13 protein-coding genes are annotated in these 14,412 nt (G+C 69.6%); 5 read left to right on the forward strand and 8 right to left on the reverse strand.

Features of this window, described 5'->3' with window-relative positions; all coding sequences use genetic code 11:
- The first annotated feature begins 4 nt into the window (after positions 1-4).
- Positions 5-631 carry a response regulator gene (locus tag V2J18_RS22265; protein ID WP_336132938.1) on the forward strand — a complete coding sequence of 209 codons (627 nt, stop codon included), beginning with the start codon at positions 5-7 and terminating at the stop codon, positions 629-631.
- Between the two features lie 182 nt (positions 632-813).
- On the opposite strand, the gene V2J18_RS22270 is transcribed toward V2J18_RS22265, so the two are convergent.
- From V2J18_RS22270 to V2J18_RS22285, 4 genes are all read right to left on the reverse strand, one after another.
- Positions 814-1,914 carry an alkene reductase gene (locus tag V2J18_RS22270; RefSeq protein ID WP_336132939.1) on the reverse strand — a complete coding sequence of 367 codons (1,101 nt, stop codon included), beginning with the start codon at positions 1,912-1,914 and terminating at the stop codon, positions 814-816.
- 617 nt (positions 1,915-2,531) lie between these two features.
- A complete protein-coding gene (gene dkgB / locus V2J18_RS22275) occupies positions 2,532-3,335 on the reverse strand; it encodes a 2,5-didehydrogluconate reductase DkgB (protein ID WP_336132941.1) in 804 nt (267 codons plus the stop codon).
- 338 nt (positions 3,336-3,673) lie between these two features.
- The gene (locus V2J18_RS22280) at positions 3,674-4,783 is read right to left on the reverse strand and encodes a TFIIB-type zinc ribbon-containing protein (RefSeq protein WP_064749370.1); all 1,110 of its coding nucleotides are present in this window, start codon (positions 4,781-4,783) and stop codon (positions 3,674-3,676) included.
- Positions 4,783-5,847, reverse strand: coding sequence for an SPFH domain-containing protein (locus tag V2J18_RS22285; RefSeq protein ID WP_336132942.1), 1,065 nt, complete (start codon positions 5,845-5,847; stop codon positions 4,783-4,785). The genes V2J18_RS22280 and V2J18_RS22285 overlap by 1 nt, the downstream gene beginning before the upstream one ends.
- Before the next feature lie 500 nt (positions 5,848-6,347).
- Between V2J18_RS22285 and V2J18_RS22290 the strand changes: the two genes are divergently transcribed.
- Positions 6,348-7,391 (forward strand): energy transducer TonB, encoded by a 1,044-nt coding sequence (locus V2J18_RS22290; protein WP_336132943.1) that lies wholly within the window; start codon positions 6,348-6,350, stop codon positions 7,389-7,391.
- Positions 7,392-7,499: 108 nt separating this feature from the next.
- On the opposite strand, the gene V2J18_RS22295 is transcribed toward V2J18_RS22290, so the two are convergent.
- The 4 genes from V2J18_RS22295 to V2J18_RS22310 form a co-directional block, all read right to left on the reverse strand.
- The gene (locus V2J18_RS22295; protein ID WP_336132944.1) at positions 7,500-8,687 is read right to left on the reverse strand and encodes an ABC transporter permease; all 1,188 of its coding nucleotides are present in this window, start codon (positions 8,685-8,687) and stop codon (positions 7,500-7,502) included.
- Complete coding sequence (locus tag V2J18_RS22300) at positions 8,684-9,430, reverse strand: ABC transporter ATP-binding protein (RefSeq protein ID WP_064748070.1); 747 nt, start codon at positions 9,428-9,430, stop codon at positions 8,684-8,686. The genes V2J18_RS22295 and V2J18_RS22300 overlap by 4 nt, the downstream gene beginning before the upstream one ends.
- Before the next feature lie 107 nt (positions 9,431-9,537).
- The gene (locus tag V2J18_RS22305; protein ID WP_336132945.1) at positions 9,538-11,079 is read right to left on the reverse strand and encodes an alpha/beta hydrolase; all 1,542 of its coding nucleotides are present in this window, start codon (positions 11,077-11,079) and stop codon (positions 9,538-9,540) included.
- A gap of 109 nt (positions 11,080-11,188) precedes the next feature.
- Positions 11,189-11,938 (reverse strand): ferredoxin--NADP reductase, encoded by a 750-nt coding sequence (locus tag V2J18_RS22310; protein WP_064748069.1) that lies wholly within the window; start codon positions 11,936-11,938, stop codon positions 11,189-11,191.
- A gap of 296 nt (positions 11,939-12,234) precedes the next feature.
- Between V2J18_RS22310 and V2J18_RS22315 the strand changes: the two genes are divergently transcribed.
- From V2J18_RS22315 to V2J18_RS22325, 3 genes are read left to right on the forward strand one after another with little or no spacing between them, the layout of a single operon-like run.
- The gene (locus V2J18_RS22315) at positions 12,235-13,161 is read left to right on the forward strand and encodes an ABC transporter ATP-binding protein (RefSeq protein WP_064748073.1); all 927 of its coding nucleotides are present in this window, start codon (positions 12,235-12,237) and stop codon (positions 13,159-13,161) included.
- On the forward strand, positions 13,158-13,970 hold the full coding sequence (locus tag V2J18_RS22320; RefSeq protein WP_064748068.1) for an ABC transporter permease: 813 nt from the start codon (positions 13,158-13,160) through the stop codon (positions 13,968-13,970). Before V2J18_RS22315 ends, V2J18_RS22320 begins: the two co-directional genes overlap by 4 nt.
- Positions 13,967-14,335, forward strand: a complete 369-nt coding sequence (locus tag V2J18_RS22325) for a hypothetical protein (RefSeq protein WP_064748067.1) — start codon at positions 13,967-13,969, stop codon at positions 14,333-14,335. Before V2J18_RS22320 ends, V2J18_RS22325 begins: the two co-directional genes overlap by 4 nt.
- Positions 14,336-14,412 lie beyond the last annotated feature (77 nt).

Below are 14,412 nucleotides of genomic sequence, written 5' to 3' on the forward strand. Positions count from 1 at the left end.
CGTATTGATCGCAGACGACCACACCCTGGTGCGCGAAAGCCTGGTCAATCTGCTCCAGGCCGAGGGCACGATCGAGGTCGTGGCCCAGGCGGCGGACGGGCCGGAAACCGTGGCGCTGGCGTCGGCGACCCATCCCGACGTGGTGGTCGCCGACCTGTCGATGCCGGGCTTGAACGGGATCGAGGTGGTGCGCCGGCTGCGCGAGGCGGTGCCGGCGACGCGGGTGCTGGTGCTGACCATGCACCAGGAAGAGGAGTACGTGCTGCAGGCGGTGCGCGCCGGCGCGGCCGGTTACTTGGTCAAGGACAGCGCCGCGTCGGAGTTGTTGACCGCGGTGAGCAGCCTGCATGCCGGACGCAGCCACTTCGGTCCGCAAGCGGCCAAGGCGATGGCCGAGCAGATGCGCCATCCCGAGCGTGCGCTCGAGGACCCCTACGGGCGACTGACCGCGCGCGAACGCGAGGTGTTCCATCTGATCGTCGAAGGGCTGACCACCAAGGAGATCGCGCGCAAGCTGGAGATCAGCGCGAAGACGGCGGAGAACCACCGCACCCGGGTGCTCGACAAGCTCGACGTGCGCAACACCGCCGAACTGGTCCGCTACGCCTTGCGCAAGGGCCTGCTCGACTAGCGCCGCGCGCGGCTTCTTGTCGGAGCGGCGTAAGCCGCGATAGCCGCAGCGGTGAAATACCACGCTTCTCTACGAAGCGAAGCCGTCCAGACGAAGGCCGATTGCCCTGGCTTCGGCGAGCGCGCTCGCGCACGTCGCTGCGGCGGTCGCGGCTTACGCCGCTCCTACAGAATACGCCGCGCTCAGGCCGCGCGCGGGTAATCCGTATAGCCCTGCGCGCCACCGCCGAAATAGCGCGTGCGGTCGCCTTCGGCCAGCGGCAGGTCGTGCTGCAAGCGGTACGGCAAATCCGGGTTGGCGATGAAGGGGCGGCCGAAGCCGATCAGGTCGGCCCAGCCCGCTCGCAACGCGTGCTCGGCGCGCTGCTTGGTGTACTTGCCGGAGTAGATCATCGTGCCGCGGTAGATCATCCGCAGCGCCTCGCGAAACGCGTCCGGCATGCCCGGGGCGTCGTCCCAGTCGGCTTCGGCGATGTGCAGATAGGCCACGCCGATTTCGTCGAGCACCTTGGCCGCGGCCAGATAAGTCGCCTGCGGCGTGTCGTCGACCGCGCCCTGCAGGGTGGTCAGCGGCGCCAGGCGCACGCCGAGCCGGTCGGGACCGACGACGTCGGCCACCGCCTGCGCGACTTCGCGCAGGAAGCGCAGCCGGTTCGGCAGCGAGCCGCCGTAGGCGTCGGTGCGATCGTTGGCCTGCGAGTCGATGAACTGGTTGATCAGATAGCCGTTGGCGCCGTGCAGCTCGACCCCGTCGAAGCCGGCCTCCAGCGCGTTGCGCGCGGCCTGGGCGTAGTCGGCGACGAGGCCGGGGATCTCGTCGATGCGCAGCGCGCGCGGTGCGGAGTGTTGCACCATCTCGCCGACGCCGGCTTCGGGGCCGCGACCGTCGGGATCGACGAACACCTTGACCCCATCGGCGACCAGCGCCGAGGACGACACCGGCGCGGCGCCGTCGGCCTGCAGCGCGACGTGGGAGACGCGGCCGACGTGCCAGAGCTGGGCGAAGATGCGCCCGCCGGCGGCGTGCACGGCGTCGGTGACCTTGCGCCAGCCGGCGATCTGTTCGGCGCTGTAGATGCCCGGGGTCCAGGCGTAGCCCTGGCCCTGGCGGCTGATCTGGGTGCCCTCGCTGACGATCAGGCCGGCGCCGGCGCGCTGGGCGTAGTACTGCGCCATCAGGTCGGTGGCGACGTCGCCGCGGGCGGCGCGGGAGCGGGTCATCGGCGGCATGACGGTGCGGTTGGCGGTGTCGAAGCGGCCGAGGCGGTGGGGGGTGAAGAGCATGGCGGCGGAGTCGGAAGCGGAGTCGATGGCATCAGTGTGGGGAGCGGACCGGCGGGGAAAAACCGCCGCCGCGGCAAACGATCCTTTCCACAAGCGCAAGAATCGCCGCCGCGCGACCCTGTAGGAGCGGCGCAAGCCGCGACTGCCATCTCGCCCGCTTGCCGCGTCTTTGTCCTGTACCCCTGTAGGAGCCGCGCAAGCCGCGACCGCCATCTCGCCCGTTCGCCGCGTCTTTGTCCTACGCCCCTGTAGGAGCGGCGTAAGCCGCGACCGCGCTGCTGCGGTCTTGCGGCGTCTGTGTTCGAAGGCTTCAAAAGCAAAGCTTCCGTCCGCAAGCGGCCGGGTCACTTTCTTTGTCCAAGGCGACAAAGAAAGTAACCAAAGAAAACGCCATAACTGTTTCGAATCAAAAGCCACTATGGGACGAGGTTTGCGCAGGGCTGCTCCGCACAGGCCATCCCTGGCCTGGCTGCGCACGGCCCGCATCCCTGCGGGCCGCCCTCCGGGGCTTCAGGGTCTTCTCGCGAGTTCGCTGCTGCGCCAAGCTCTTCACGGCAACGGCAACGGCAACGGCAACGGCAACGGCAACGGCAACGGCAACGGCGGGGCGTCGCTGCTCAATCCCACTTCGGCGCCAATCCTTCCGGGTCGACCAATCGTTCGCCGCGGTCCAGTGCCGCGATGCGGGCCATGTCGTCTTCGCTCAGGCGCAGGTTCTGCGCACGCAGGTTGCCGGCGAGGTTCTCGCGGCGGGTCGAGGAGGGGATCACCGCATGGCCTTGCTGCATCGCCCAGGCCAGCGCGACCTGGGCGACGGTGGCGTCGTGGCGTGCGGCGATTTCGCTCAACACGGGGTCGGCGAGGACTTTGCCGTAGGCCAGAGTCATGTACGAGGTCAGGTGCAGCCCGTGTTCGCGGGCGAAGGCGGCCAGGATGCGGTTCTGCAGATACGGGTGCAGTTCGACCTGGTTGGTGGCGATGCGCGGCGCGCCGACCGCATCGAAGGCTTCGCGCAACAGGGCGATGTTGAAATTGGACACGCCGATCGCCCCGGTCAGGCCGGCGTCCTGGGCCTCGGCCAGGGCCTGCAGGGACTCGGCCACCGGCACCGCGCCGCCCGGCGAGGGCCAGTGGATCAGGGTCAGGTCGACGCGGTCGGTGCGCAGCTTGGCCAGGCTGTCGCGCAGGCTCGGGATCAGCCGCTCGCGCGACAGGTTTTCGGTCCAGATCTTGGTGGTCAGGAACAGCGTGTCGCGGGCCACGCCGCTGTCGGCGATGGCCTGGCCGACCTCGGCTTCGTTGCCGTAGATCTGCGCGGTGTCGATGTGGCGATAGCCGAGTTCCAGGCCGGTGCGGACCGAGTCGATCGCGGTCTGGCCCTTGAGGCGGTAGGTGCCGAGGCCGAAGGCGGGGATCTTCATGGGGAAACCTCTTGCGATGGAAACGGGGGAAGACGGGTAGCCGACGATGAGCCCGGCGCTACCGGCGGCGACGGCCTCGGTGGACGGGATGATCGGGCGGAGGGTCTGCCGGATGGGAATGCGCAGTGTCGGCGAACCGACTTTGGCGAAAAACAGCCTGATCGGCGAATTACTCTTGATTTGAAATCAATAACCGTCGCCGTCGAGGGGGCTTGCGCCGCTGCCAGCCCGGTGCCGGGACGCGGCTTGGATCATGGACGGACGAGCGGGGTGTCGTTGCTGCGCGTCCCTTGTCGCGGCTCACGCCGCTCCTGCAGGAGCACGCGCGGCCGGCGAACTCAGCGCTGTCCGCCGAACAGCCCGAACACGATCACGGCGACGATCAGCGCGGCCAGTGCGGCGAAGAAGATCTTGACCCAGCTGTAGGGCCGCTCGCCGGCGATCTGGCCGGTGTAGCCGTTGGCCAGGACCTGGAAATTGCGCGAGCCGTAGGTGTAGCTGACCAGCCACACCGGCACCAGGATGTGCTTGAAGGTGCGGCCGCTGTAGTCGGCCTGGACCTGCAGGTTGCGGTGGGTGTCGCCGGGCACGTCGTTGGCGCACAGCTGCCGGGTCTGTTGCTGCATCGATTCGGTGTTGAGCTCGGAGGCGCGGCGCAGATCGACCTGGTAACGCTCGACCAGCCAGCCGCGCACGAATTCCGGCGAGTAGGCCTTGAGGTCGGTGGTGGTCGGGAACTGGCCGATCTGTTCCAGCAGGCCGGCATGCACGCCGACCGTGCCCGGCACCAGCTCGTCGTCGAAGAAATGCTGCAGCGCGCCCGAGGCCGGTTCCCAGCGCACCCTGCGCACTTCGCGCGTGCGGCGCTGGCCGTTCTCGATGTAGCTCTCGGTCTCGTAGTAGTAGTAGCCGGCCTCGGCGCGCCAGCGCGCGGCGACGTGGGCGTCGAAGGTCCAGTACGGCAGGTACACGCCCTTGAGGGTGTCGGTCAGCGCCGCGGTCTTGAGCCGGTTCGGCGCGAACCAGCGCGTGCCGTACCACTTGCGGATCGCGTCGCGCACCTGGCCGTCGCTGAACTTGAACGGCAGCACGCTCTGCGGAGTGATCGCGTCGCCGAGGGATTCGTGGGCGATGATCGAGGGCGAGCCGCAGAACTCGCAGCGCTGCGCGACCTTGCCGTCGACGAACACCGAGATCGCCTTGCAGCTGCGGCACTGCACTTCGCGCCGCTCGGCGTCGCCGCCGTAGCCGCGCTGCTCGCTGGGGTGCTCGGCCAAGGCCCGGGCCAGGTCGAGTTCGACCACGGCCGTGCCCTGCGCTTCCTGCGCCGGCGACCACGGCACCACGGTGCCGCAGTACGGGCAGGCCAGCGCCTGCTTGGACGCATTCCATTGCAAATCCCCGCCGCACTCCGGGCAGGGATGTTTGCCGACGGTGGCGTTGTCCATCAGCCGCGCAGGAATTCTTCGAGTGCGGACTTGGCGATGCGGGTGGCGGAGCCGATCTTGCGCGCCTTGAGGTCGCCGACGGCGATCGCCGCCATCACGTCCTCGACCGACACGCCCAGGGTCGCGGCGGCCTGCTCCGGGGTCAGCACCTCCAGCGCGCCGGCGCCGGCCGCGGCGGCAGCGCCGGCCGCCGGCGCAGCGGGCTGGGCGTTCTGCATGCTGCGCATCATTTCCTGGGCGATGCCGAAGCCGACCGCCATCTGCGCCGGCACCGCGGCGGCCGCGGCGGCGTCGCCGCCCTGGCCCATCGCGCTGCCCATCTGGAACTTGACGTAGTCGTTGAGGTTGCCGACCGCGCTCATGCTCGAGCGCGCGTCGATCGCCTTCTCCACTTCCGGCGGCACCGACACGTTCTCCAGCACGAAGCCGGTGATCTCGATGCCGTACTTGGCGGTCATCGCCGGGTTGATCAGCGGCAGGAGCGCTTCGCCGAGTTCGCCATAGCGCGAGGCCACGTCCAGCGCCGGCACCTTGGCCGTGGCCAGGGCGTCGGTGAACACGCTGACGATGCGCGAGCGCATGGTGTCGGCGAATTCGTCGAGGCGGAAATTCTGGTCGGTGCCGGCCACTTCCTTGAGGAACTTGGGCGGGTCGACGATGCGGAAATCGTAGGTGCCGAAGGCGCGCAGGCGGACCACGCCGAAGTCGGCGTCGCGCATCATCACCGGGTTGGACGTGCCCCACTTGTTGCCGGTGAACAGGCGCGTGTTGAGGTAGTAGACGTCGCACTTGAACGGCGAGTTGAAGCCGTACTTCCAGCCCAGGATGGTGGACAGGATCGGGATGTTCTCGGTCTTGAGCGTGTGCTTGCCCGGGCCGAACAGATCGGCGTACTGGCCGGCGGCGACGAACTGGACCTGCTGCGACTCGCGCACGATCAGCTGGGCGCCGTTCTTGATCTCTTTGTCGTCGTCGGGAAAGCGGTACGACAGGGTGTCGCGCGAGTCATCGGTCCACTCGATGATTTCCAGCAGCTCGCCCTTGATGAAACCCAGAATGCTCATGTTCCGCTCCCTGCCCGTGGTGATCGGCCCGCCTGCGATGGATGGGCTCGTCTGTGATGGGTTCGATTCTAGTGGACCCAGGTCGAAAGGACGTCGGACGGGGCCGGGACCGGACGGGCCCCCCGCTGCCGCCGGCGCGGCGCGGCCGGACCCGCGCCCGCTTTGCGGATTCTGGCGGGTCGCCCGCGCGGCCGGCTGCCCGCGACGGGACCGGCCCGGCGGGCCGGTCGCACCCAGGCGAGCGGCGGCGCCCCGGCCGTTTTCATGCCGTTGCCCGCGCCAACGTCGAACTGAGCGCCCGGTCGCGTCCCAACGGGCGAACCGACACACCCGGTATCGGTGGCAGCCGCGATGGGTGGCACACTCGGCATCTGACGCCTATCGCGGGGACCTCGCCAACCTGAACGCTTGACAAACGCGGCGCGCTAGCGCGTCCTATCGGGCGTGCGCCCGGCCCCGTATCGGACGGGTCTCGCGTACTTCAGGGGAGTTTTTAATCAATGATCGTCGCCAACAATGACCGGCAATACAGCCGGCTGTCCGCTGTAAAGCAGGTGTCCGTCGTGCTCGCGCTCGGATGCGCGCTGGCGGCCTGCGGAAAGAAGGAAGACGCCGCACCCGCCACGGACGCGGCGCCCACGGCCGCGGCCACCGCTCCGGCGGTGACTGCGCAGACCGCCGTCTCGGCCAAGGTTTCGGCCATGTCGGTGGATCAGTTGCGCGAAGCCGCGCGCAAGGCTTATGTCGAAAACCGCCTGTACGCCCCGGCCGAAGACAACGCGGTCGAGTACTACCTGGCCCTGCGCGAGAAGGCTCCGGCCGATGCGGCGGCGTCCAGCGCCCTGACCGACCTGCTGCCGATGACGGTCATCGCGACCGAACAGAGCGTGGGCCGGGAAGACTTCAGCGAAGCCCAGCGCCTGTCGGCGCTGATCGAACGCGCCGATCCGCAGCACCCGGCCCTGGCCCGGCTCAAGGCCAGCGTCGGCGCCGCCCAGGACGCCCAGGCCAAGCGCGCCGAGCAGGAAAAGCTGACCGCCGAAGAGCAGGCCAAGAAACAGGCCGAGCTCGAGAAGCAGCGTCAGCAGCAGCAGCAACAGCAACAGCAGCAGGCCGCCCAGCAACTGGCGACCCAGCAGGCCGCCGAGCGCCAGGCGGCGACGCAGCGCGAAGCCGAGCAGCGTGCGGCCGAGCAACGCGCCGCCGAACAGCGCGCCAGCGAGCAACGCGCCGCGGCGCAGCGGGCCGCGGCCAGCGAGCGCGCGGCCCCGGCCGCGGCGGCGCCGAGCGAACTGCGCGCGGTGTCGACTCCGGCTCCGCGTTACCCGCCCGAAGCCCTGCGCGCCGGCCAGTCCGGCGAAGTCCAGGTCGAGTTCACCGTCGCCACCGACGGTTCGGTCACCGCCGCGCGCGTGGTCCGTTCCAACCCGGCACGGGTGTTCGACCGCGAGGCGGTCAATGCGGTGCGCAAGTGGCGGTTCCAGCCGGTGCCGTCGCCGGTCACCACCCGCCGCACGATCGGCTTCAACCCGGGCGGCGGTTGATCCGTCGCGTTCCGGGGCACTCCCGCAACAACGAAAAAGCCCGGCGCGAGCCGGGCTTTTTCGTGTCCGCGGCCCGGCCCGCGCGGGGCCGGAGCCGAGAGCCGGGGCTCAGCCCGACACCGCCAGCGACTCGTTGTGATAGCGGCGCACGGCCGCGTACCAGAGCAGGCCGGCGAGGGCGAAGCTGCAGCCCAGGTACACGCCCCACACCGACGGCTCGATGGCTTCGGCCCGGATCACCTTCAGCAGCAGCTGGTTCTGGGCCAGGAACGGCACCGCGAACTGCCACAGCTGGGTTTTGATCGGGTTGACCATCAGCACGAAGGTCGGCAGCAGCGGCAGCAGCATCAGCCAGGTGAAGTGGCTCTGCGCTTCCTTGACGCTCTTGGCCGTGGCCGCCAGGAAGGTCAGCAGGGCGGTGCCGAAGAAGCACATCGGGGTCAGGATCAGCAGCATCTTGCCGATCGCCGCCAGGCGCACGTCGAGCATCTGGCTCAGGCCGCGGCCCAGCTGCGCGCTGAGCTTGAACGCGAGCAAGGTTAGCAGCAGCGACAACAGGCCGAGCAGACAGGCCGCGGCGATCTTGCCGCTGACGATCGCGCCGCGCGAGGCCGGCGTGGCCAACAGCGGTTCCAGCGACTGGCGTTCGCGCTCGCCGGCGGTGGCGTCGATGATCAGGTGGGCGCCGCCGATGAACGAGGTCAGGATCAGCAGGTAAGGCAGCAGCGACGACAGCAGCAGGCCGCGCTTGGCCTCGGCGGTGGCGATGTCGCGATCGCCGACGTTGATCGACTGGGCGACGCTGGGGGCGATGCCGCGCGCCAGCAGGCGCAGCGAACCGACCTGGCGGCTATAGCCTTCCAGCGCCGCGCGCAGGCGCCGGCTGGGGATCTCGGCATCGCGGCGGGTGCTGTCCTGGACGATCTCGACCAGCGCCGGGCGGCCCTGCTTCCAGTTTTCGGCGAAATCCGCCGCCACGATCAGGGCCACGTCGTGGTCCTGGCGATGGATCGCGCCGTCGAGGTCGGCGGGCGCCGGGATCGCGACGATGTTCTGGATGGCCAGGAACTTGATCAGGTTCGGCGCATGCTCGGCGCCGCGCACCGGCAGGCGCAGCTCCGCGTCGAGCTGGGTGCGGGCGCGGTTCTCGGCCAGCGAACCCATGCCCGCCATCAGCAGCGGGTACAGCAGCGGGCCCAGCAGCAGGGCGATGGCCAGGGTGCGGCGGTCGCGCGAGATGTCGAGCAGTTCCTTGCGGACCACCGCCCACATCGCGGAAAGGGAACGGAGATTCATGCGAGCAGTCCTTCTTCGCTGCCGATCGCCTTGACGAAGGCGTCTTCCAGGTTGGGTTCGCCGGTCAGCGCGCGCAGCTCGTCGGCGGTGCCGGCGGCCACGACCTGACCCTTGGCGACGATCACGATGCGATCGCAGAGCGCGGCCACCTCCTGCATGATGTGGCTGGAGAAGATCACGCAGCGACCTTCTTCGCGCAGGCCGCGCAGGAAACCGCGCATGGCGCGGGTGGTCATCACGTCCAGGCCGTTGGTCGGTTCGTCCAGGATCACGTTGCGCGGGTCGTGGACCAGGGCGCGGGCGATCGCGGTCTTGGTGCGCTGGCCCTGCGAGAAGCCCTCGGTCTGGCGATCGAGGATGTCGTCCATGTCCAGCGCGCGGGCCAGTGCGCGGGTGCGCTGCTCGACCACGCTGCGCGGCAGGCCGTGCAGTTCGCCGAAGTAGGCGATGTTCTCGCGCGCGGTCAGGCGCTTGTAGACGCCGCGCGCATCGGGCAGCACGCCCAGCGCGCGCCGCACCGCGGCCGGATCGCGCGCCGCGTCGACGCCGTCGACCCGCACTTCGCCGCGGTCGGGCCGCATCAGGGTGTAGAGCATGCGCAAGGTGGTGGTCTTGCCGGCGCCGTTGGGGCCGAGCAAGCCGGTGATCTGGCCGTCGCGGGCCTCGAATTCGACCCCCTGCACAGCGTGCACCGTGCCGGTCTTGGTCTTGAAGGATTTATGCAGATCGTGGGCGGTGATCATGGTCTTTCCACGGGAATCGGGATTGGGATTCGGGATTCGCAACAGCGGCAGGAAGGGGACGAATCCGGGCGTTGGCTCTGCCAATCCCGAATCCCCAATCTCCGCTGTTACGGCTCCCACCCGCTGAACGACACGAACGGCGGCACGTAGCCGAGGCTGTCCAGGCAGCGCGCGTCGAGCTGCTTGGCGTTCGCGGTTTCCAGGAACTGGCCGAGCAGCTTGGGCGTGCAGCCGATGCGCAAGGCGCCGTGGCCCTGGCCGCGCAGGATCAGATGGCGGCCGTTGCGCAGGTGCTTGACCACCTGGTCGCCGTAGCGCGGCGGCGTGACCGGATCGAGTTCGCCGGACAGCAGCAGCGCCGGCGCGTCGCTCTTGAGCGGCTCGTGGAAGTTCTTCGGCCGGGCGCCGGTCGGCCAGGCCTTGCACTGTTCGGTCAGCGAGCGGGTCAGGCTGTCGCCTAGCACGGTGTCGGCATCGGCCGGGTCGGGGCGGAACAGATCGACGTCCTCGGCGCAGCTCACCGACAGCTGCATGCCGAAGTTGATCTCGTCGCCGAGCTGGGCCTCGAGCATCTTCGACAGCGCCATCAACGGCGCGTAGCGGCCCTGGTCGGCCTCGTTGAGCACCAGCGGCAACAGCGCCGCCGCTTCCGGCGCGTAAGAGAACATCCGGGTCAGGATCGCGACGTGGCCGGCGGTGATCGGCGCGCGCTTCTGCTCGCCGGTACTGGGATCGCGGTAGTCGATCTCGACCGGCGCGGCCTGCAGCCGCGCCATCAGCTGGCGCAGCTGTTCGCGCGGATCGGCGCCGAAGCGCTGGCGGCAGGCGGGCGTCTGCTGGCACAGCTTGAATTGCAGGGCCAGCGCGGCGTCGAGGTTGCGCGCGTGCTCGCTGCCCAGCACCAGCTCGTTCGGCGCCACGCCGTCGAGCACCAGGCTGCGCACCCGCTGCGGATAGCGCATCGCGTACTGCTGGGCGACGCGGGTGCCGTAGGACACGCCGACCAGGTTGATCCGGTCCGCGCCGATCGCCGCGCGCACCGCGTCGAGGTCGGCGATCGCCTCGGTGGTGGTGAAGTAGCGCGGATCGACCGAGAGGCCCTGCACGCACTGCTTGATGGCGCGCAGCGAGGCGTCCAGGGCGGCGGCCTGGTCCTGGATCGGGTCGCCGCCGACCGCCTCCGCGCACGTCAGCGGAGCCGATTGGCCGGTGCCGCGCTGATCGATCAGGACGATATGGCGGCGCTTGCGCACCTCGCGGAATGCGGCGTCGACCATCGGCCAGGAGGTGGTCGCGGCCTGGCCCGGTCCGCCGGCAAGGAAGAACACCGGATCGGCGCTGCCGGCGCCCTCGGTGGCCGGCAGCCAGGCCAGGTTGAGGCTGAGCTTGCGGCCCTTGGGCTCGGCCGGGTTCTCCGGCACGTCATAGCGCGCGCATTGCGCGGCGAAAGTGCCGTTGGCGTACGGCGTCGACAACGTGCACGGATCGAACGCGATCCGGCCGTAACGGCGTTTGTCGCCCTCCCCGGAGCCGGTGTCGGCGCCGCGGCCGCGGTCGCCGCAGCCGCTCAATGCGGCCGCCGCGAGCAACGCGGCCAGGCCGGCGACCGCGACGGCGCGCGGTCGGTGTGACGTCAGTGCTGAGTGCATGTCCGTGTCTCATCCCAAGGCGGTGCGCCTTCAAGGATGACAGACGGTCGGTCCGGGAAAAATGTGACCGGACCCGGCAGCGGCCTCGCGCCGCCGGCGGTGCGCGGGCTTACTTGGACGAGACGTACTTCTCGCGGCGGATCTGCGGCACCGGCAGGCCGTGGCCTTTGAGCGCTTCGAAGCAGGCATCGACCATGTTCGGATTGCCGCACAGGTAGGCGATGTCGCCGGCCGCATCGGGCGCGAACTCGTCGAGGAACTGTTGCACGTAGCCGCGGCGCACGTCCGCATGCGGCTGCTCCGGCAATTCGCGCGAGAAACACGGCACGAAGCGGAAGTGCTGCGGATGGCGGTCGGCGAAAGCACGGAATTCGTCGCCGTACAGCAGCTCGGCCGGGGTGCGCGCGCCGAACAGCAGCACCACCTGGATGCCGCGTTCGCGGATCAGGGTTTCCAGCTGCGGCAGCATCGAGCGGTACGGGGTCACGCCGGTGCCGGTGCCGATCAACAGATAGCGCCGGTTGCTGTCCGCGGGCATCAGGCAGAAGCGCCCGAACGGGCCGCTGGCCTGGACCTGTTCGCCGTCGCCCAGCCCTTCGAACAGCGCGGTGGCGGCGCCGCCGGGCACGAAGCTGACCGCGATCTCGACCGTTTCGCCGGCGCCCAGGGCGTGGTCGTGGAGGGTCGCCAGCGAGTAGCTGCGCTTGGTCGCGGTGCCGTCGGCGTACTGGAAATGAACCTGGATGAACTGTCCGGGGATGAAGTCCAGCGGCTCGCCGTCGTCGCGCAGGAACACGTAGTGGCCGACGGTCGGGGCCAGCATGCGGCGGGACACGAGCTTGAGGGGGAATTGCTTCATTGCAGCGCGTTTCTCGATCGTGCTCCCGCGGCGGGCGGCCGCGGGCGCAATAGGACCGGGCGCGGGGCCCGGTGCGGCGGTTGCGCGGGGCCGGGGACCGGTCCTGGGCTGCGCAACGCGGATTTTCGCAACAGTCTGTGGCCGGAGCGCCGCCACGGGGCCGCCTATACTAAGCCATTCGCCGCGAGGCCCGCGGCCCAGCGATCCGAGACCCTCCCACGATGACCCAGCCAACGGCCCCCGCCACGGGCCCCCGTCCGGTCCCGTCCGGCACCGCCGAGGTGCCCGCCCTGCGCGTGCGCGACCTGCGCAAGACCTACGACAACAAGGTGCAGGCGCTCAAGGGCGTGTCCCTGGACGTCGCCGAGGGCGACTTCTTCGCCCTGCTCGGCCCCAACGGCGCCGGCAAGTCGACCCTGATCGGCATCGTCAGCTCGCTGGTCAACCTCAGCGACGGTTCGGTGGAGATCTTCGGCACCGACCTCAATCGCCGCCGCGACCAAGCGATGCGCCTGATCGGCCTGGTGCCGCAGGAGCTGAATTTCAACATGTTCGAGAAGCCGCTCGACATCCTGGTCAACTACGCCGGGTTCTACGGCGTGCCGCGCGCCGTCGCCCTGCAGCGCGCCGAGGAAGAGCTCAAGCGCGCCCAGCTGTGGGACAAGGCCGACAAGATGAGCCGCACCCTGTCCGGCGGCATGAAGCGGCGGTTGATGATCGCCCGCGCGATGATGACCCGGCCGCGCCTGCTGATCCTCGACGAGCCCACCGCCGGCGTCGACATCGAGATCCGCCGCGGCATGTGGAAGACCTTGCGCGAGATCAACGCCGCCGGCACCACCATCATCCTGACCACGCACTACCTGGAAGAAGCCGAGAGCCTGTGCCGCAACCTGGCGATCATCGACCAGGGCCGGATCGTCGAGCAGGGGCCGATGAAGGCGCTGCTGGCCAAGCTCGACGTCGAAGGCTTCCTGCTCGACATCGACGGCCGCCTGCCGGCGACCCTGCCGGCGATCGAAGGCGCGACCCTGAGCGCCGCCGACGATCACACCCTGGACCTGGAAATGCCGCGCGCGATGGACCTCAACCGGGTCTTCGCCGCGCTCGGCGAAGCCGGCATCCGGGTGCGCTCGATGCGCACCAAGTCCAATCGCCTGGAGGAGCTGTTCGTGCGCATGATCGCCCAGCCCTCGCCGGCCGCCACCGGGAGCGCCGCATGAGCAGCCATACCGACGCCGCGCAAACGCGCGAGCTTTCGCCCGCGCGGCGCAACCTGATCGCGCTGGGCACCATCGTCCGGCGCGAAGTCGCGCGCATCCTGCGCATCTGGGGCCAGACCCTGGTGCCGCCGGCGATCACCATGACCCTGTACTTCCTGATCTTCGGCGGCCTGATCGGCTCGCGCATCGGCGACATGGGCGGTTACAGCTACATGGAGTTCATCGTCCCCGGCCTGGTGATGATGAGCGTGATCCAGAACAGCTACGGCAACATCTCCTCGAGTTTCTTCGGCGCCAAGTTCGGCCGCCACGTGGAGGAGCTGTTGGTCAGTCCGATGCCGAACTGGGTGATCCTGTGGGGCTATGTCGCCGGCGCGGTGCTGCGCGGGCTGATGGTCGGCGCGATCGTGCTGTTGATCGCGATGTGCTTCACCTCGGTCCGGGTGCCGCATCCGCTGGTGACCCTCACCACCGTGCTGCTCGGCGCGACCATCTTCTCCCTGGCCGGCTTCGTCAATGCCGTCTACGCCAAGAAGTTCGACGATGTGGCGATCGTGCCGACCTTCATCCTGACCCCGCTGACCTACCTGGGCGGCGTGTTCTACTCGGTCAAGCTGCTGCCGGCCTGGGCCGAAGCGGCGACCCACGCCAATCCGATCTTCTACATGGTCAACGCGTTCCGCTACGGCCTGCTCGGCAGCAGCGACGTGCCGCTGTGGGTGGCCTATGCGTTGATGCTCGGCTTCGTGGCCGCGCTGTCGTCGCTGGGCCTGTGGCTGCTCAAGCGCGGCGTCGGGCTGCGCAGTTGAGCCCTCGCGCCTGGCTGTTGGCCGCCGCGCTCGGCCTGGTCCCGGCGGCGGTCGCCGCCGCGACGCCGGGGCAAGAAACCGCGGCGCGCCACGCCGCCGACGGCATGCGCCTGGCTCAGGCGCGCTATTGCGGTCTGGCGCAGGAACCGCTTAGCCGGATCGCCGAGGCACTGCGCGACGCCGCCCGCCGAGAGGCACGGGCGCGCGGCGAGGGCTTCGACGAGGCCGCCTATGGCGACGCGTTCCGCCGCGGGGCGCGCGAGATGGATGCGATCTTGCAGCGTCTGCCGGCGAATCCCGAACGCGACCGCGACCAATGCCGCGAGGTCCGCGCCGAACTGGACGCGCTGCAGGCGCCGCATTGATCCGGCCTGCACCGCGCTCGGGCTACAAGGGCGGAGCCTCGTCCCGGCGCTCAACGGCGCCGGCCTGCAAGAGCGAC

Source organism: Lysobacter firmicutimachus (assembly GCF_037027445.1).
Classification (GTDB): domain Bacteria; phylum Pseudomonadota; class Gammaproteobacteria; order Xanthomonadales; family Xanthomonadaceae; genus Lysobacter; species Lysobacter firmicutimachus.